Annotated in this window: 20 protein-coding genes; 14 read left to right on the forward strand and 6 right to left on the reverse strand. The window is 61.7% G+C overall.

Annotation, left to right across the window (positions count from 1 at the left end):
* The first annotated feature begins 15 nt into the window (after window positions 1-15).
* The gene (locus ASE61_RS26295) at window positions 16-165 is read left to right on the forward strand and encodes a hypothetical protein (protein WP_156406974.1); all 150 of its coding nucleotides are present in this window, start codon (window positions 16-18) and stop codon (window positions 163-165) included.
* A 42-nt stretch (window positions 166-207) separates the two neighbouring features.
* Here ASE61_RS26295 and hemC read toward each other — a convergent pair whose 3' ends face one another.
* Window positions 208-1,146 (reverse strand): hydroxymethylbilane synthase, encoded by a 939-nt coding sequence (gene hemC / locus ASE61_RS04840; protein ID WP_061965106.1) that lies wholly within the window; start codon window positions 1,144-1,146, stop codon window positions 208-210.
* Window positions 1,147-1,251: 105 nt separating this feature from the next.
* Window positions 1,252-2,640, reverse strand: coding sequence for a PLP-dependent aminotransferase family protein (locus tag ASE61_RS04845; protein ID WP_061965632.1), 1,389 nt, complete (start codon window positions 2,638-2,640; stop codon window positions 1,252-1,254).
* A gap of 155 nt (window positions 2,641-2,795) precedes the next feature.
* On the opposite strand from ASE61_RS04845, the gene ASE61_RS04850 reads away from it, so the two are divergent.
* Entirely contained in the window at window positions 2,796-3,662 is an 867-nt protein-coding gene (locus tag ASE61_RS04850) for a DMT family transporter (protein ID WP_061965108.1), read from the forward strand.
* 63 nt (window positions 3,663-3,725) lie between these two features.
* Entirely contained in the window at window positions 3,726-3,989 is a 264-nt protein-coding gene (locus ASE61_RS04855) for a DksA/TraR family C4-type zinc finger protein (protein ID WP_061965110.1), read from the forward strand.
* A gap of 173 nt (window positions 3,990-4,162) precedes the next feature.
* Here ASE61_RS04855 and ASE61_RS04860 read toward each other — a convergent pair whose 3' ends face one another.
* Window positions 4,163-4,786 carry a hypothetical protein gene (locus tag ASE61_RS04860; RefSeq protein ID WP_061965112.1) on the reverse strand — a complete coding sequence of 208 codons (624 nt, stop codon included), beginning with the start codon at window positions 4,784-4,786 and terminating at the stop codon, window positions 4,163-4,165.
* 183 nt (window positions 4,787-4,969) lie between these two features.
* On the opposite strand from ASE61_RS04860, the gene ASE61_RS27535 reads away from it, so the two are divergent.
* The 5 genes from ASE61_RS27535 to ASE61_RS04880 are packed head-to-tail and all read left to right on the forward strand — an operon-like array spanning window position 4,970 to window position 8,918.
* The gene (locus ASE61_RS27535; RefSeq protein ID WP_413813519.1) at window positions 4,970-5,191 is read left to right on the forward strand and encodes a helix-turn-helix domain-containing protein; all 222 of its coding nucleotides are present in this window, start codon (window positions 4,970-4,972) and stop codon (window positions 5,189-5,191) included.
* A gap of 9 nt (window positions 5,192-5,200) precedes the next feature.
* Window positions 5,201-6,106 (forward strand): helix-turn-helix domain-containing protein, encoded by a 906-nt coding sequence (locus tag ASE61_RS04865; protein WP_061965114.1) that lies wholly within the window; start codon window positions 5,201-5,203, stop codon window positions 6,104-6,106.
* Window positions 6,093-6,581 carry a hypothetical protein gene (locus ASE61_RS04870; RefSeq protein WP_061965116.1) on the forward strand — a complete coding sequence of 163 codons (489 nt, stop codon included), beginning with the start codon at window positions 6,093-6,095 and terminating at the stop codon, window positions 6,579-6,581. Before ASE61_RS04865 ends, ASE61_RS04870 begins: the two co-directional genes overlap by 14 nt.
* Window positions 6,582-6,590: 9 nt before the next feature.
* Complete coding sequence (locus ASE61_RS04875; RefSeq protein WP_061965118.1) at window positions 6,591-7,058, forward strand: hypothetical protein; 468 nt, start codon at window positions 6,591-6,593, stop codon at window positions 7,056-7,058.
* Between the two features lie 42 nt (window positions 7,059-7,100).
* Entirely contained in the window at window positions 7,101-8,918 is a 1,818-nt protein-coding gene (locus ASE61_RS04880; protein WP_162260067.1) for a type IV secretion system protein, read from the forward strand.
* Between the two features lie 11 nt (window positions 8,919-8,929).
* Here the strand turns inward: ASE61_RS04880 and ASE61_RS04885 are convergent, their stop codons facing one another.
* On the reverse strand, window positions 8,930-12,295 hold the full coding sequence (locus ASE61_RS04885; RefSeq protein WP_082617086.1) for an AAA family ATPase: 3,366 nt from the start codon (window positions 12,293-12,295) through the stop codon (window positions 8,930-8,932).
* Window positions 12,296-12,505: 210 nt separating this feature from the next.
* Between ASE61_RS04885 and ASE61_RS26300 the strand changes: the two genes are divergently transcribed.
* The 3 genes from ASE61_RS26300 to ASE61_RS04895 are packed head-to-tail and all read left to right on the forward strand — an operon-like array spanning window position 12,506 to window position 15,085.
* Window positions 12,506-12,865, forward strand: coding sequence for a hypothetical protein (locus tag ASE61_RS26300; protein WP_156406975.1), 360 nt, complete (start codon window positions 12,506-12,508; stop codon window positions 12,863-12,865).
* Window positions 12,834-13,229, forward strand: coding sequence for a hypothetical protein (locus ASE61_RS04890; protein WP_156406976.1), 396 nt, complete (start codon window positions 12,834-12,836; stop codon window positions 13,227-13,229). The genes ASE61_RS26300 and ASE61_RS04890 overlap by 32 nt, the downstream gene beginning before the upstream one ends.
* Entirely contained in the window at window positions 13,226-15,085 is a 1,860-nt protein-coding gene (locus ASE61_RS04895) for a type IV secretory system conjugative DNA transfer family protein (RefSeq protein ID WP_061965126.1), read from the forward strand. The genes ASE61_RS04890 and ASE61_RS04895 overlap by 4 nt, the downstream gene beginning before the upstream one ends.
* 25 nt (window positions 15,086-15,110) lie before the next feature.
* Here ASE61_RS04895 and ASE61_RS04900 read toward each other — a convergent pair whose 3' ends face one another.
* Entirely contained in the window at window positions 15,111-15,338 is a 228-nt protein-coding gene (locus ASE61_RS04900; RefSeq protein ID WP_156406977.1) for a hypothetical protein, read from the reverse strand.
* Window positions 15,308-15,619 (reverse strand): hypothetical protein, encoded by a 312-nt coding sequence (locus ASE61_RS04905; RefSeq protein WP_156406978.1) that lies wholly within the window; start codon window positions 15,617-15,619, stop codon window positions 15,308-15,310. The genes ASE61_RS04900 and ASE61_RS04905 overlap by 31 nt, the downstream gene beginning before the upstream one ends.
* 158 nt (window positions 15,620-15,777) lie before the next feature.
* Between ASE61_RS04905 and ASE61_RS26305 the strand changes: the two genes are divergently transcribed.
* The 3 genes from ASE61_RS26305 (at window position 15,778) to ASE61_RS04910 (ending at window position 17,759) form a co-directional block, all read left to right on the forward strand.
* Window positions 15,778-16,305 carry a hypothetical protein gene (locus tag ASE61_RS26305; RefSeq protein ID WP_156406979.1) on the forward strand — a complete coding sequence of 176 codons (528 nt, stop codon included), beginning with the start codon at window positions 15,778-15,780 and terminating at the stop codon, window positions 16,303-16,305.
* Window positions 16,306-16,518: 213 nt separating this feature from the next.
* On the forward strand, window positions 16,519-16,731 hold the full coding sequence (locus tag ASE61_RS27020; protein ID WP_413813520.1) for a hypothetical protein: 213 nt from the start codon (window positions 16,519-16,521) through the stop codon (window positions 16,729-16,731).
* 227 nt (window positions 16,732-16,958) lie between these two features.
* On the forward strand, window positions 16,959-17,759 hold the full coding sequence (locus ASE61_RS04910; RefSeq protein ID WP_156406980.1) for a hypothetical protein: 801 nt from the start codon (window positions 16,959-16,961) through the stop codon (window positions 17,757-17,759).
* Window positions 17,760-17,864: the final 105 nt, after the last annotated feature.

Below are 17,864 nucleotides of genomic sequence, written 5' to 3' on the forward strand. Positions count from 1 at the left end.
GGGGAGGACAAACCCATGACCGGCGATTGGAGCTTTCTCATCTGGATTGTCCTGATCGCCGTGCCGATCGGGATTGTCCTTGCAACCTTCTGGGCGCGCTCGCGCGGCCCTGAGGAGGCGATGCTGGGCAAGCCCAGCGTCGACGACCCGCGCGATCCAATCTAGCGAGCCCCTCGAACCGAGGTGCCACGCCCAGGATAGCGGCGCCTACAACGACTTGAAGCTCGGATAGTGCCCGCGGTAGCTCTTCTCGAGGATCGCGACGCCGCCCCGCTCCTTCAGGATCTGCGCAACAGCGAGGCCGAGCTCACGTGCCTGTTCCGGTGCCGCGCTCTGATCGGCGACGACGCGCTCCGTGCCTTCGATCGAAGTCACCTGCGCATGCAGCGTCAGGCGGCCGTCCTGCCATGTCACGCAGGCGCCGACCGGCAGGCTGCAGCCGGCCCCGAGCGCATGCATCATCTCGCGCTCGGCCTCGGCCTCGGCACGGGCCTGCGGACACTCGATCGCCTTCAGCACCTCGATCACCGCCGTATCCTCGGCGCGGGCCTCGAGCCCGAGCGCGCCCTGGCCGACCGCATAGGGGAACAGGGACGGCGCAAGCGCCTCCGAAGAGGCTTCGTCCATGCCCAGCCGGCGCAGTCCGGCTTGCGCCAGGATGACCGCGTCGAGCGCATCCTCGCCGCCGATCTTGGCCAGGCGAGGGCCGACATTGCCGCGGATCGGCACGACGGTGACGTCAGGCCGGAGGTTCAGGATCTGGGCGCGGCGGCGAAGCGAGCCGGTACCGACGCGGGCGCCCTGGCGCAGGGTGGCCATGGTCGCGCCGCAGAGCGCGTCGCGCGGGTCCTCACGCGGCGGCACCGAGGCGAGAACGAGGCCTTCATGCAAGGTGGTCGGCAGGTCCTTCAGCGAGTGGACGACGAAATCCACCTCGCGCTTCACCAGTTGCTGCTCGTGCTCGACGGCGAAGACGCCGACCATGCCGAACTGGTGGAACTCGGAGACGCGGTCGCGGTCGGCGATGGTGGCGATCTGGCAGAGAGTGAATTCCGCCTGCGGGAATTTCTCCCGGATCAGGCCCATGACGTGGTTGGTCTGGGCCATCGCCAACGGGCTGCGGCGCGTGCCGATCCTCAGATGCATGATCTCAAAACTTTCGGTCCTGTCCGGCCGGGCCGGTTATTGCCGCGGTCTATATCAGGGGGGCGCCGGGCTGACGAGTGCGGCACATGCCCTTACTGCTCTGGATCAATCGTGGGCGGCGGCCCCGCCCTGCTGCCGCATGGCGGCCATCGCCTGCCCGAGCACCTCGATCACGCGCGGATCGCGCGACTGGGCGACGTTGAATCGCATGAAGTTGCCGGCCATCTGGGCGACGCTGAAGACATTGCCCGGCGCCAGCACCACGCCCTGCATCACGGCAAGGCGGGCAAGCTCGGCGGAATCCACGTCCTCCGGCAAACGGCACCAGAGATAGAAGCCGCCGCGCGGCATCAGCCAGGGCCGAATCCCGAGCGCCTCCAGGCGGGCGGCGACCTCGCGCCGCGCCTGAGCCAGGCGCCTGTGCAGCTCCTCCATATGCTTGCGGTAGCTGCCGCCGGCGAGGACACCCGCCAGCAGCTCCGTCGAGACCGGCCCGGGACCGCCGAAACTGGTCGCGACCTGCAGATCGACCAGCCCGTCGATCCAATCCGCCCGCGCGGCGATATAGCCGCAGCGGACGGCGGCCGAGAGCGTCTTCGAAAAGCTGCCGATCCGGATGACGCGCTCCAGCCCGTCGAGTGCCGCGAGCCGTGACGAGGGCTCCGGCTCGAAATCGGCGAAGATGTCGTCCTCGACGATGATCATGTCGTTGGCTGTGGCAGCGCTCAGCACGCGATAGGCGGCCTGCGGCGACAGGCTGGCGCCGGTCGGATTGTGCAGGCCGGAATTGGTCAGATAGAGGCGCGGGCGCTCGGCCGCGACGACCGCCTCGAACGTCGCGATATCCGGCCCCGACGGGGTATAGGGCACGCTCAGGATCCGCACCTGATGCGCCCGCAGCAGCGCCTGGAAGTTGAAATAGCAGGGGTCGTCGACGAGGACCGCATCGCCCGGCCGCAGCAGGAAGCGGCAGATCAGGTCGAGCGCCTGCGTGCCGGAGCCGGTCAGCATCAGCTGCTCGGCCGAGACCGCAAGCCCGGCCTCGGCGAAGCGCCCGAGCAGGAGCCGGCGCAGGACGGAGGCGCCGCGCGTGCCGCCGTAATCGGTGAGGATGGCGCCATCGGCCCGCGCCAAGGCCCGGAAGCCGCGGCGCAGAGCCTCATCCGGCATCCAGTCGGCCGGCAACCAGCCGCAGCCCGGCTTCAACGCACCCGGTTCGGCATCGAGCGACTGGCGCGAGACCCAGAACGGATCGACCACAAGCTCCTGCGGCGAGGCGGCCTGCGTCAGCGCCAGGGGCGGCAGGCCGCCGCCTGTCACATAGAAGCCGGAACCCTGCCTTGCGCGGATCAGGCCTTCCGCCGCGAGGCGATCATAAGCCTCGACGACGGTGGAGGGTGAAACCTTCATCGTCGCGGCAAAGCGCCGGATCGAGGGCAAGCGGTCGCCCGGCGCCAGAGTCCGTGCAGCCAGCCGGCTCCGGATCGCCGCCATCACGACTGCCGTGCGAGTCGCCCCGTCTTCGTCCTTGCTGATTGTATGGCCATCCATAGCCATACAGTTTGCCATGAATGTATCGGTCTGTCGCTGGTGCTCTGGAGGGCGGACGCATAGAGCACGGCTTCCGGCACAGCAGTAGAGCGGATCAGATGTTCAGGGATTGGGGCGGCAAGGGTTGGGGCAGCGGGCTCATCGGCGTGCTGATCTTCAGTGGTTCGCTGCCGGCGACGCGCGTCGCGGTGGCCGGCTTTTCACCGCTGTTCCTGACCGGAGCCCGCGCCGCGATCGCGGCCCTGCTGGGCGCGATCTGCCTGATGCTTTTGCGCCAGAAATGGCCGAGCCGGGCGGATATCCGCCCGCTCACGATCGTCGCGCTCGGCGTCGTCCTTGGCTTCCCGCTGCTGACGGCACTCGCCCTGCAGCATATCCCCTCGGCACGCTCGATCGTCTTCATCGGCCTGCTGCCGCTGGCGACCGCGCTGTTCGGCGTGCTGCGCGGCGGCGAGCGGCCGAAGCCGATATTCTGGCTGTTCTCGGGGATCGGCAGCGCGACCGTCGCAGGCTTCGCACTCGCCAACAGCGACAGCGGCTCGCTGGCGGGTGACCTGCTGATGATCGGCGCCGTCCTGCTCTGCGGGCTCGGCTATGCCGAAGGCGCGACGCTCTCGCGCCGTCTCGGCGGCTGGCAGGTGATCTCCTGGGCGCTGCTGCTGTCGCTACCGGCGATGGCCGTGCTCGCCCTGCTGTTCTGGCCGTCGAGCTGGCAAGGCATCGGCACGCCGGCCTGGATCGGCCTTGCTTACGTCTCGGTCTTCAGCATGCTCGTCGGCTTCGTCTTCTGGTATCGCGGCCTCGCGCTCGGCGGCATCGCCAGCGTCGGCCAGCTCCAGCTCTTGCAGCCGTTCTTCGGGCTCATGCTCGCAGGTTGGCTGCTCGGCGAGCCGATCGCCTGGACGATGATCGCCGCAACCGCCGTGGTCGTGCTCTGCGTGGCCGGGGCGAAGCGCTTCGCCTGAGCCGGCCCCAACTCTTGGAATTCCCGCCATCCAAGGCCATCTTGTGGCGATGGAGGTTGCGTGATGGCAAGCGGATGGGCTCCGGACGGAGCGGTTCAGGACCAGATCGACGGCTCGATCACGGACGCAGTTCGCCTGGCGCGCTCGCGGCTGCCAAACGGCCCAGGCGAGATCTACTGCCAGGAATGCGGCGAGGAGATTCCCGAAGCACGGCGCCTCGCCATGCCAGGCGCCCGGCTCTGCGTCGCTTGCCAGTCCGGGCAGGATCGTTCGGCGGCGCAATCCAGCTATAACCGGCGTGGCAGCAAGGACAGCCAATTGAAGTGAGTTCGGCTGCGGCGGAGCGCGCCGCATCGCTTCGGCTGCGTGCGGAGATGGGCATCCACCAGAAGCAATGGCGATGACGCGCTGCGATGTAGGGGAGAGTGGTGCCGCAAGAGAGAACGATGCACCACGATAAATCAAATACTTACTGTGCATTTCTGCTCATATCCCACGAATTACCCCACTTCTGTGGAAAACTCTTCCGCGAGGACGCGATCGATATGCTCCATGGCGTGCTCTGGCGTCAGCCGGTTATCAACCAGCGGGACAGGCGTAACGATAAGCATGTCCAGTCGTGACAGGTAAGCTTCAAACCTCTCTGACGATAGCCTCGCAGGCGCCTTGGAACGGCGCGGCTCTCGTGCGGCCATCTCTAGAACTTGCTCAGCTCCTCGGCGCATAGCCTCCTTAGCCTCATCCGTCGTGAGGTCAGGTATGACATCAAGTGACCGACCCTTTTGGATGTACTTGTTGTCAATCACAACAAGACGGACTTTCTTCCGAGGCATAGCCAAAACAGCCAACCCCGATTTAAGGAATTCCGCAATAAATTTCTCCCGTAGGGACGGGGGTTTATTTTTCTTCCACAAGTTCAAATTGAGCTGCGTTGCCGCAACAAGCTCCTTATAGCAAATCTCATCAGGAAGCGGCTTAGGAAACGAGCCCGGCTCAGGGTTTTTTACCTTAGAGAATGGCGGCTTCGTGGATAGATAAAGCTCAGGTTCCAATCTGAGGAGCGGTAGGAGCTCATTCCAGGCGAGCCGCTTGGCAGCCGAGGGGCTGATCAAAATTTCGCTCATTGGAGCCTTGCCGGTTCAAAACGCATCAAATATGCTTGTTATGTTACCTTCGTTTTCGAATGAGTAACAGGGTCAGTCGCGCGCCGAGTCGCTTCACCATCATCCGGAACGCAATGGGCGCAAGCGCGCCGAGCGTTTCACCTCCGCCGCCAAGAAAATTGGCAGCGCGATGATGGGTGCGCTATGTCCGTTTTTGAAACTCCCCGTGAAATTCTGACCGAATCCGAGGCTGCTGAGCTTCTGGGCTGTACGCCGATTGCTCTTCGCCTTCGCCGCGCTAGGCACAGCGGCGCTTGCCCACCGTACGCGCGCCGCGGCCGGCGAATCTACTACATGCGCACAGCGCTCCTTGAGTGGGTTACCGCCGGGATGGAAAGCCCGGTCGCCGCGCAGCGCAAGAGCTGACGGTGCGGCATGATCATTCGCCGCCGCGTCACGCGGAATTTCACGATCATCGGCAACGAGGTGTTCGATGACGACCGGCTTTCGCTCGAGGCCACGGGCCTGCTGGCTTGGCTGCGCTCGCGACCGGACAACTGGGCACTCTCGGTCGAGCATCTGCGCCGCCGCTTCAAGGTCGGACGCAATAAGATCCACAATCTGGTCCGCGAGTTGGTCGAGACCGGCTGGGTAACGCGCGAGCGTCGGCGCAACCCGGTCACCAAGGCGTTCGTTGGGATCGAGTATGTCGTGCTCGACGAAGCCTCCTCCACGACCGCGGAAGACCAAACGCCAGGTCATCAAAACGAGGACGTGGCTTGCGACGAGCTGAAAGAGCCACGTCCTGATTTACCGCCTCTGGCAAAGCCACGTCTGGCAAATCAGGACGACATAATAAGAACTGAATCAAAACAAGAACTACACACCCCCTTCCCCCCTGATCCGGCCGACGATCTCTGGCGGGCTCTGGCCGAGCAGTGGAACTGGGAGCCCGGCGAGAGCCGGGCCCAGGCTGAAGCCGAATTCAAGCGGCTTAGCGGGGCCGACCGGCGCCACGCGGTGGCCGTAGCAGGCGAATTCATCGCAAGCCGGGCACGCGCGGGCCGAAAGCGCAACTATCTCAAGTCGTTCCTCCGCGACCGGCTTTTCGTCGACTTTACGATCTCGCATAGCGGCGCCACGGCCCAGCCGACTGGCGGCAAAGAGGTTTTTGTCGCCGTCGGAACCGACGAATACGACGCATGGCAGCGGGCCTATCGCGCGGCGGGAAAGCGGGGAATGCCCTCGTCCTACCACGCCGGGCGCGACGGCTGGTGGCGCCCCTCCCCCTTTCCGCCCGCAGGTTGGCGGCCTGGAGTGAAGCAACATGACAGAGCGTGAATTCGATGAGCAGCCAGCGCTGACCGACGCGCTGGCGGTCGAGGTCACTGCGATTGCGGATGGCGTTGGAAATCTCCTGGCGCAGACGAGCCAGATCCATACAGCCCTGTCGCGGATCGAGGCCGGGGCAATATCCAACGGGTCTGAGCATGTAGAGCGCGAGTTGAAGCAAATTCGATCGATACTAGCAGACGTAATTTCACATTCCGCCACCCCTCAACGGCGTCGGACCCTGACGAACCGCAATCTAGTCGTCGGCTCGATCTTCGCCGTGCTTTTGTCGCTGATCGGCTTCTTCGGCGGGACGACATATGCCGCCGTCAATGAATACGGCTTCGGGCTGCGCGGCCAGGAACGAAATATGGCTGTCTACCTTTGGCTGAACCACAACGTTCGGCTGAAGGATTGTATGCAGCGCGCATTTCAATCGCGGACATCCGTTTCGTGCCCGCTGACCATTGACTATTCGAAGTGAGCGCCGTCGATGAAGATGTTTTCTAATCTAGCAATTGCCGTTTCGCTGAGCGTGATATCGGCAGAAGCGCAGGAGCCGCAGGCATCGTGGCCGCCGGCTGGCTACGCCGCGCTTCGGTTCGAGCAGATCGGATATGGCCAGCAAAAATCCGAGTTCGCGGCGCAGTTGCTCGATATCGCCGGGCTCGGCTATGCCGCGCCGTTCACGGTCGAAGGCGCCGCTGGAAGCAAACCGGCCCGGCCAGGAAATGGTGTCTGGCTTGCGACTTTGGGTGCACGCAGCGCTCCGACCTATGTTCTTATGGTCAACTCGCATGCAACGTGCTCGCAAAACCAATGTAGCTGGGCGATCATTCGCAAGGACCGGAATATCATTACGGTCGACGCCTGCGATCTGATTGATAGATCGGCCATCTCATCTGATGGCGGCAAGCTCCGTATTTGCGATAAGATATTGAACTTAACTGATATTCCGTGAGATTTCATAATGACATCGGGATTAAGAGGATGCGCGGTCGTCGTGATCGCGCTGGCAGCGACTTCCATCTCAGCCTTTGCGCAATCGCGCGGCGACTGGACGGACTTCAAACAAGCCGTGGCGCAGCGAGAAAGCGCCAACAATGCGACGGTCGTGAACCAGTATGGATATGCTGGTCTGTATCAGATGGGTACGGCAGCGCTCATCGACGCCGGGTATATAAAGCAGGGCACGCCCAGCAGGGATAACTCTGCCATGAACAATCCTTATAATTGGACTGGAAAGGATGGCGTTTACGCGCTCAATCAATATCTGAACAACACCTCCGCGCAGAGCAATGCCTGGGAGGCATACCAAGCGCAAAATTGGAAGACAATGCAGGGTCTTAACCTTACGTTATTTTCCGGAAAGACAATGGCCGACGGCACCATCATCACGGATTCTGGCCTGATCTTTGCGTCGCAATTTGGTGTCGGAAAGGTCAAAGCTTATCTCGAGAACGGCGGAAACTGCGTGCCGGGCAAAGGAACGGCGACCAACGACGGCAACGGCATCTGTGTTGCCGAGTACATGAAGAAGGGTGCGGGATACGACGTCTCCGAGTTCACGAAGAAGGCCGAGAGCCTGCAGAACTTCACGCCGCAGGACAGCGCGGACCGCGGAAATGCGAACGGGTTGAACACAGCTCAATCTGGCGGATCTGCCCATCAGGGCTCGGTCGAGGAAATCGGCTGCTGGCCGTGCAAGATACTCCAGCCGATCGCCGCACCGCTCGATGCATTCCTGCAGCGCGGGAATGAGATCGGCAAAAGCCATGGCGTCTGGATCGCCTCGATGCTCGCCGGCTTCGGCACCCTGGTCTTGGCCGGTGGCGCCATGCTTGGCGTGCTTTCGAATTGGCGTGAGCTCGGCAAGCTGTTGCTCGGGCTGGCCGTCATATCGGCGCTGCTGAGTAGTCCTGGCTGGCTGTGGGGCAACGTCGGCGCCCCGATCTTCAATGCGACGATCGCGATCGGAAGTGAGTTCGTCGGAAGCCCCAGCCGGTCAGCCGGCGGCTATGCCTGCACCAACGCGAATCCGGCCGGCAACGGCCAGCCGGAGTTTCGGCTTCCGGACGAAGCATCGTATGACATCGCGCGCCGGCTCCAGGCTACGGACCAACTCGGCGGCTCAGGAGGCTCGGCGACACCTGGCAGCGCGACTGAGGGCGCCGGCACCGGCAGCAGCGGCGCTATTTCACAAATCGTGACTGCGGCGGATTGCAGCATCCGTGCGGCAATTGCGCAGCCGAACTACCTGCTGAGCCATGCATGGTGGGGCGTCAAGAAGAACATGAAAAGCAGCCTGTGGAGCGGATTTTCGAACATACCGCTCATCCTGCAGACGATCGTGATCTTCCTCGCCTACATAGGCTACACGCTCGTGCTGGGCATCCTGTTTGTCGTCGCGATGTTCCAGGTGGCCATTGGCGCTGCGACTCTCCCACTTACCTTGCCTGCCGCGCTATTTCGCAAGTCACGCCCCATGTCCTGGTGGTCGGTGAAAATGATTGCGCAGCCGGCGGTGCATTTGGTCCTGATCACCATGGTGGCCGCTGTCTTGAATGCGGCGATAAAGCAGGTCATGGACGCGTATGGATTTGCTGCCGGCGCGGACGTTTTTGGCAAGATGTTCAACGACGGCGCGATTCCGCTGGAGATGTTCATCACTGTTGTCGGAGCGATGTGCCTGGCGCTTTTCATGATGAAGCGCTGTGAGGGGTGGTCTGAAGCGGCGACGCATTGGCTCGGATACGGCGGAAACGGCTTTGGCGGCGCCGCGCTGGCGGCGTGGCAGAACCTTGTCGCCAGAGGTCGGTAGGAGCGCCTCGATCAGAGCTTCTGCTTCGGGCTAGCCTTTTCATTCTCGGTGGCGGCGGCCTTCTCCGCTGCGACCGGGGCCTGCGCCGACCTCCCCGCTTGAATCTGGTGCAAGACAGCGCGCAGCGAGGTGCGAAGCTCCGGCGTCCTAGCGTCGCTCAGAAACAGGCCAGCGGCGGTCTGGTGAGTCGCGAGGCCGGCCTCGGCCGCGCGCTTGATGTTGCCGCCGACGGCCCGGAGCTTTTCTGCGATGATTGGCGCCAGGTGCTTGTCCAATGACGCTTGCATCTTGCTCGGCGCCTGCGGGCGCTCCTGCGGGCCTTCTGCCATCTGGCCCAGGTTCATCTCAATATCGCGCTCCGCCGCTGCTGCCTGGCTTCGAGCCGCCTTCCAATCGCCCGGTCGACCGAGGTGACGGAGGGAGTCTCGCGCGACCGCAGCCTGGGTGTTAAGCGCCAGAGCGAGTTTGTTTCGGCTGTCTCGCTCCTGGCCATAGGCGGGATAATCCGGGTGCTGGCGCTCTCGGCCGGGCGCGTCGCCACGGATGCGATGCCAGAGTTCGCGTGCGCGATCGTGAAGCTTCAGCCACTCGCGGGCGACGGCATCAACCACCGTCTGCCCTGGTGAGCGGACAGGCTCGCGGATGCCGGCGATTTCCTCGAGGCGCGCCCAGGAGAGGCCGGCATGGCGCGCTGTCTTGATGACATCCGCACGATCTCCGGCGGCGACCAGGCTTTGAGCTGCTGCCGAACGCTCGGCGCGCAGGCGACCAAGTTCGCCGCGCTCTGCATCGCTCAGGTCCGTGTCCCTGGTGTCAGCCGCATGCAGGAGATCGGCCATGCGCTGGCCGGCGAGCACGACATTGCGCACGGAATCTGCCACCTCGCCGCTGGCGCGGGTGATGTCCTGGGCCGCAAGCGTCTCGGGCGCGCGCGACAGCGACCTGGCGAGCTCATTGTAGTTCGCGAACTCCTCGCTCGAGTAATAAACGAACGTGTCCTGCTTCGACCGGGTAAGCGCGACATAGGCGCCGTCGCTTCGCAGATAGCGGTCAGCCAAGACGTGCACGGTGCCGTCGACAGTTTGGCCCTGGCTCTTGTAGTGCGTCGTCGCGTAGGCGTGGTTGATATCGGTCCATACCTTGGGCTCGAATTCGACAACCCTCTTGTCGTCAAGCAAGATGGTGACCTGCTCGGGAGAGGCCGTCACAACGGTTCCGCTGTCGCCGTTGACCACGCCGCCAGCGACGATCTGCCCGGGGACATCGCCCGCTGTGAACGAGATCCGGTCGCCCGCGACGAACGACCGTCCACCGATCTGGATGCCGACGGTGTCCTCGACCAGCTCGCCGCGCTCCTGAAGGCCGGCGCGGATTTCTCGGTTGAGCTGGTCCACGTCGCGATTGGTGAAGGCGTAGATGGCCTGCGCTGCCTCGCCCTGGTCGCGAAGCTCGAAGTAGCGACTGACGACCTGTCGGATCGCCGCGTCGTGATTGTCCGAGGCGGTGACAAAGCCGCGCCTTTGCCACTCGCCGACGCCGTCTGCGGTGTTGCCGGCCGCAAGCAATTGCGCGGCTTCGCGCCGCCAGATCGATCCCGCACCCCGGTTGATGTCAGCCACCAGCTCCGGGTTCTGCTCGACGACGACGCGCCGTTCGACGAGCGAGAGGCCGGCAAGGCTCGAGATCGCCTCGGTCCTCGTCTGCCCCTTGGCGACGAGAATGTCCTCAGCGTCGGCAGTCTGGCGCATGATGGTGTTGATCTGGGCCGCGCCAACCGTGTCCTGCAAGATCGAAAAGGCGGGGCCTGCGCTGATGGCTGAGAACTGCGCACTGTCGCCAATGGCGACGATCTTCGCGCCAGCTTTGTCCGCTGCCGTTGCCAGCATCTCCATGGATCGGACATCGACCATGCCGGCCTCGTCGATCACCAGCACTTGGCCGCACTTCAACAGCAGTTCCGGCCGTGCGCATGTGCCATCGTCACGCTGCTGGCGCTCGGCATTGACGATCGCGGCGATCGACGCTGACGGAATTTTCGCCTCTGCTTCCAGCAGCCGCGCGGCCTTCCAGGCGATGGCTGCGCCGCGAACCTGATAGCCGGTCGCTTCCCAAATCTCGCGCGAGGCCTGCATGAGCGAGGTCTTGCCGACACCAGCTCGGCCCTGGACCAGCGCAATACCACCTGCGCCCGTCATATGCGTGACAGCGGCCTTCTGCTCGGCATTCAGCCAGGCGAACTTTTGGACGATGATGCCGTCACGCAGCTCGTCGCGAACAGAAAATGAGGACTGGCGGTCGAGCGATTTTGCAGCTTTGACCAACCGGGCTTCGCGGTCCAGATACTCGCGAGTGGTATAGCGTTCATTGCCTCGAAGGTCCTGCCCGAGTGCGATGAGCCGCCTATCGGCCAGCAGCCGGTCAAAGGCGATGTCCGCGATGTCGTCGCGTCCACCCGTCAGCTTGACGATTTTCGACTTGATGTCGCGCGCCGTGAGCGTGGCATTGTCGCGGCATAATTGGCCTTCGCTCCTGCCCCATTCATCCCGATGGCCTACGAGAAGGAGTTCGACGACGTCGCGCGGGCGCGACAGGATCAGGTCGGCATTTGCTGCCTGGACGCGAGCATTATGGCCTGAAATTCCGATGTCAGGATCAGGCGACTTGGCCGACGTGGCGGCGTTCGCGTGATCGACATGAACGGTAGGCCCAAGCGAAATTCCAATGCTCGCATTGGAACGGTGCTCGACATGGCTCGCCAGATTGAGGGCCGCGAGCCGCTGGTTCTGCTCGTCGGCCGCAACAGAGCGAAACTCCTGGGTCCAGGATTTGATCTGCTGGGGCTGCCGGAATATCCGGGCTCCAAAGGCGCCATCGGCCGACACCTTGCGGCCAGCGATCATGAAATGGACGTGGTAGTTGCCGGCGTCGGCGTGGATCGAATAATGCACCGCGCCGCGAAGCTCATTGACAACGGCGCGCCGCAGAATGCTCTCCGCGATCTCAGGCAGCATCTCACGCGGCAGGGCATTGGATAGCGTAAAGCGCCCCTTCAACGCCGTCTGCGCGTTCTCGACGGCCTCGATGGCGCGAACCGGGTCACGCCTGTGACGGTGCAGCAGGGCGGCGGTTTCGCGGCTCTCCACCGCATTCCAGAAGGCGGCCGGATCATTCTTGAATCTGGCTAGCGAAAACTCGTCCGGTGCGAGGATGCCAGCCGCAAGCGGCGGTACGTCCGACGCGTAGTCGAAAATGCGACCTGTCGCCTGCTCCTGATACACCGTGCGGTCATTATACGCGGCCGTTGCGACGGTCCCGGCACCGCCAGAACGCGACACGAAATCCGCGCGCATGTGCAATCTGTGAACGTCGTTCGCCATGGAAATTCGCGCTGGTCGCGCGCCTGAAACAGCCGCCGGCAGGGCCGGACAATGCAAAATATCATTTTGCTATATGTGAGCACTACTGAAACCGCAACTAACACGGCCGATATGACACAGTAATTTTGTTGAGCGAGGTGGATACACCGTGTAAAATAAAACTCTATTCTAAAGATAGAGGCCATAATGACTGTAACAATACGAACGCTCATGAACGGTGAGGCGGAATTAGCTAGGATCGACGCTGATGCGCAGGCCAAAAGGGATGCGCTTCGGCACGAACTCGAAAGCGCAACCGCAGCGAGGCGCGCGGAGATCGCCGAGATCGCAGAGCGCGTCGGTGCATTGACAATTCCCGACGATATTCTCGGCGGCGTCCTGCTTGGCGCAGTCGATAGCCACTCCCGCGATCCGGATGAACTGAAGCCACTCGCCGCCGACTACCTGGCCCGATTTCCCGGGACTGCCGGCAAGTCGCGGCGGCGAGGCCGGCCGTCGAGGCAACAGTCTCAAGCGCCTAGTCCGAGCGCGACGGGAGGTGAGCAGGCTGGTGCGATCGTCGCGGAATAAGCGACGAAAGGATGCGCCTCGGGTCGGCAAGCACCGCGAACTGCGCCGGAAAATCGAGGCCGCTGGCGTGGCCATCGTGGCCGGCGTCGATCTGTCCGACGTCCTGTTTGTCGAGCGCGTCGCGTCCAAGGCGTTCGATATCATCCTGCTCCCGGCGACGGAACGGCAGGCCAGGCGCGTCGGATTTTCGCTTCTGGATGCAGGACCGGCGCGGCCGAAATCAAACTACCAGACCAACCAGCTCGCAGCCGCTGGCTATCACATCCTGAGGGCCGGCATTGATCCCGGCATCATGGAGCCTGCGATTGCGATCGGCGCGCTTTCGATGGCGCTGCGTCATACTGACGGAGATATTGGACCATGAATTTTCAAAGCATGGGCTGGGGCGCGGCACTTATTCCGCTTCTGCCCGCGGTTTTCTGCCAGATTCTCAGCCTTCTCATGCCGTGGAGGCATTGGCCGAAACTCGGACTGTTCGGCCTCATCGCAAGCCTGGCAGCGGCAGCCTACTATGTTGTCCCCTGGACGCCGACCAGCGGAATCTGGCGCGCGGTTCTGATCTACCGATTGCCAGATCCGAAAGCGGAAACCCTCATTCTTGCATTGCTGGCCGGCAGCATGATTGCGCTGATATGGCTGGTGACCCTGCATGTGATGACCACATTGCGCCGCCGTTCCACGGTCGAACGGTCATCGCGCGATCATCTTGGCGGCGCCCGGTTCGCGCGCTGGGGCGAGGTCACGCATATGACCAATGGCGATCAACCCGGCTTCATTCTCGGCCGCTGGACGAAAAAATCGGCAAAGCTCGCGGCTCAGCTTGGCGCCGAGCCGAGTGTCGCGACAGGAAAAAGCGGATCGATCATTCGCTGGCGCGGCGCCGGCTCGCTGCTGACCTTCGCGCCACCGGGCGGCGGCAAAACGTCCTCGATCGTTATTCCGACCCTGATCGACTATCCGGGACCGATCATCTGTCACGATCCCAAGGGAGAGAATGCAGCGGTCGCGGCCAAAGCGCGGCGGCTGCGCGGGCATAACGTCAAGATCATCAATCCGTTTGGGATCGCGCAGCTCGGAGAGGATACCGACGCGCTGAACCCGCTCGACTATATTCGCCATGGCACGAGCAAGTTCGCGGCCGATTGCAGGCGCCTGGCTGGGGCGGTGGTCGAAAAATCGAGGTCGGGGCAGTCAAACCCGCATTTCGAGGAGTCCGCTATTTCGATCATCGCGGGTGTAATTTCGTTCGTGGTCGATGCAAACAAGCGCGGAATCTGGCCCGAAGGGGTGCAGAAGGTCTCCCCTTCCTTGCCAGGGGTCTTCGACTTTTTTACGGGCGGCGCCGATCAGTTGGAGCAAAGTTTCAAAGCGATCGAGACCGACCCTCGCGAGCCTGGCGATCGTCTGACCCGGGCGGCAACAACGACTTGGGCCAAAATCGGCAGCGACGAAAAAGGCAGTCATTTTTCAACGATCATGCGATTTCTGGGCTGTTTCGGCGATGTCAGCGTGCGCCGGGCCTGCGAGAATTCGACCTTCTTGCTGGATGATCTCCGTGACGACCTAACGCCCATCGATGTCTTTCTATGCGTGCCCCAGCAGTTCATGGCGATGAACAAGGCGCTTATCCGTGCCTTCGTCACCGCGATCTCGGCGCACATTATCGATGGCGAGCGGCCTCCGCGCGATGTCCTGTTGTTGCTAGACGAGATGGCGGCACTCGGTCCGCTCGATGCAATTGCGGACAGCGATGGTGCCGGTGCGCTGACGCTTGGCCGTTCCGCAGGGATCCGGATTTGGGCGATTGTCCAATCTCTCAGCCAGCTCGAGAGCGCCTATGGCCGGGACGGCTTGAAGCTGTGGGTGGCAAATGCGGCTGTGACCACCTTCATGAACGTGGGTGGCTTCGATCGCGAAACGGCGGAATATGTGTCCACGATCTTGGGCGAATTCACGGTGACCGTCGACGATACGTCTGAGAGTCGGTCGAGCCGCGGTCTGGAAGCCGGATCGCGGAACAAGGGCCTGTCGACCAAGGACCAGGCGCGTCGGCTCTTGCGTGTGGAAGAGGTAGCCCAACTGCCGGGCGACGCCGTTGTAGCCGTCGTAACAGGAGAGAGCGGCGCCGCCGGCAAGAGGCCAATCCTCTTGTCCAAGGCCAGCTATTTTGATGTCGATGAGTGGGCTGGACGGTATTCGGACAATCCGTGGCATAAATAGCGTGGTGCCGGCCGGGCGAATGACTTCACCCGGCCTTGACCGCGAGAAAAAGCAGGATCCGGGGCCTAACGATGATCGCCGTTGCGTAGATCATGAGCGGAATCAGCTCCGGATCGGTCCAGGTTCCCGAGAGTAGCCGATACACGATCCATATCAGATAGGCATATTTGAGCGCGCCGAACGCAAAGCGCGAGACGATCGACACTGAGACGATGAGCCGCGCTAAGCGTTCGATCTTGGAAGGGGAAGACATTGAATTTCCTCGTTGAATTCAGCGGCTGCAACCGAGATGATCTCAGCCGTCAATTGAACGATCGTATTCATCTTAGCTATGATGGTCGAAGATTGGTGAAGGATGGCCGCGCGCTCGCGGCAACTGAGTTGCGCAGGGTCGCCAACCAAGGCGAGCGATAGATCGAGACTTGCGGCGATCTGCGGCACGATAGCCGCAAGCGCATCGGTATCCCGATCCGACACGGCGCGACCAGCCCGATCAATGAGCGTGTTTGCAATATAAAATGCATCTCCGATCATGACAACCTTCAATATTCGAGCCATATATCTGGGTAATATGGCATTTATCCGCAAAATGTCAAACACGGAATCAGATTTTATAAGAAATAATCTTGCTTAATACATAGATACTGGCAAATTACATCCTTCTATTATTACGAGTCGATCGATGGACAACGATGAAGCTGAATAAATTTAGCGCAGTTGCGACCACTTTGGTCGCGATCCTGACGTGCGGCGCAGCATACTCTGCTCCAACCGTAACGGGACCGGCGGCAAAAGCGGCTTCGCAATATATGAATAGTACAATGATCGCCTGTTACCGAAATTCTATTGAGAACAAATGCCGGATTTCCGACATGGGAATGAGCGCCAAGATATTTTATGGCAACAGCTCGACCGGATCACCACTGGCAGACGAGAACATGGCAATCGTCTTTCTCGACTATCAGTACGACAATACCGGAAATGCCGTGGACCAAATGGCGATCGTCCTCAAGGGCAGTAACGAAAGTTGGAAAGTGATTGGCCGCGCCGATAATACCGTTGGTTCGAGTCCCGATGATGTTAAATTTTCAAAAGACACGATTACGTATATGGGAAAATACGTCACGGGTCGGGATTCGCGCTCAAATCCGACTGGAAATAGGCGGTTCACGTTAAAATATACGGCGAATAGCGTGACGTTTGTAAAAGATATGCGGTAGCAGGCTGAGGGGCGCATCTTCGCGGCGTGAGCCGCGACCGGCTTGGAGGCGAACCCGCTCCCCCATTGCGCCGTAGAGAGACGAAGGGCCGCCAAGAACGAGCCCCCGTCGCGCCAGCGGCGGGTCCGACCTTTAGGCCCACGAACGCGGGATCAACCACTCAACAACCGCGCTGAGAACTCGCACCTACCTCTGCGACGACGCGAGCGGGCGATGCAGGGCTTTCGCTCCCCCGGAGGCCTGAAGCGGTTCGTCGCCGTCTTCTCTGCCGTCCGCAACCTCTTCGTTCCACCGCAGCCCCATTGTTCCGCCCCGGCGCCCATCTGCATCGCCTGGACGCCACGGCGCACTGGAAAGCCGCGGCAGCTGTCACGGCCTGAGCCCGTCACCAGGCTAAATCGGCCTCTCTGCGCCCCCGGCAGCTAACGTGACAAAGCCCATTTTGGAATGGTGCCTCACCAATCCCAGGAAAAGACTCACGAATTTCGCCCACAGTGCATGACTGCTGATACAGGGGCGATTCTTTCATGCAGTGTCTTCATCCGTTCTGCCCAATGGGCGGGGGCGCGAAATCTTGGGCCGAGGTGGTTGCACATCCGGCGCTGGAGCTTCTTGACGGGCCTTCACGGTCAGCGAAGCAAAGGGCAGAAAAGATGGCAGCGCTTCTGCACGATCTGAATAATCTTTTTGGACCACTCTCTACCAATACTCCTCCGCCTGTAAATTCTACTCCGGCCACCGGTAGCAATGAACGCCTCGGAGCTCTCCTCGATCTCTGTCCATGCCTGTTCAATCAAATCAATATGCCGCCGACATCGCGCGCCATCGTTCATTTTTGCGAATCGTCAATTGGCGCGCGGATCACCGACGCCAATGTGATGCAGGCTTTCAAGGCCCAGCTTCCAAAGGCGACCGCCTGGAAATACGCGCCCGCCGGATATTTCACAGGCAGGGGCGGAGACGTAATGGAATATTTGTGCAGCGAGGTACTTAACAATGGCGGCATCCCGCAGATGGCGCCGGGCGATAACGGCTGGCCCGAATGGAGTATGCCCGGACACATCCTGCTCAACGAAGGAAAAATGCAGGATCTGAAAGCCCTTGGAGATATCCTGATCCCTTGCGCACCGACAAACCTAATCGTGTCCGTGAAATCCGTGAAGGCCAAGGAACGTTTGCTCTACTCGGCCAATTCAATCGAGGGGATCGGCTACGGCTTTTTCGATTCGCCGGAGGAGTTCTGGACGGTTCGCCGGATGCAGCTTTTCAAGCGTATGGGCTTTTCGGCCATCTATTTGCCCGATGACACACTTGCAAAATTGACTGCACGACTAATTAAAGACAAAACTCGCCCGTTTGCCGTGAACATTAACGGCACGCCGCTTTATCGCCCCTTGACGCAATTCACTAGCGACATGCGGAAGGTCGTGGGAAAATCCGCCTTCGATCTGTAGTCAGTCCGCTGCATCACTGCCGTGTGACACAGCGGCACGGATCAGCGTGCTGAGCGAGGGTTACTCCGAATATTTCGGTGAAGAGGCAACCGACAGCGCCAACAG

The sequence above is a fragment of the Allobosea sp. Root670 genome (assembly GCF_001429415.1).
GTDB classification, from domain to species: Bacteria; Pseudomonadota; Alphaproteobacteria; order Rhizobiales; family Beijerinckiaceae; genus Allobosea; species Allobosea robiniae.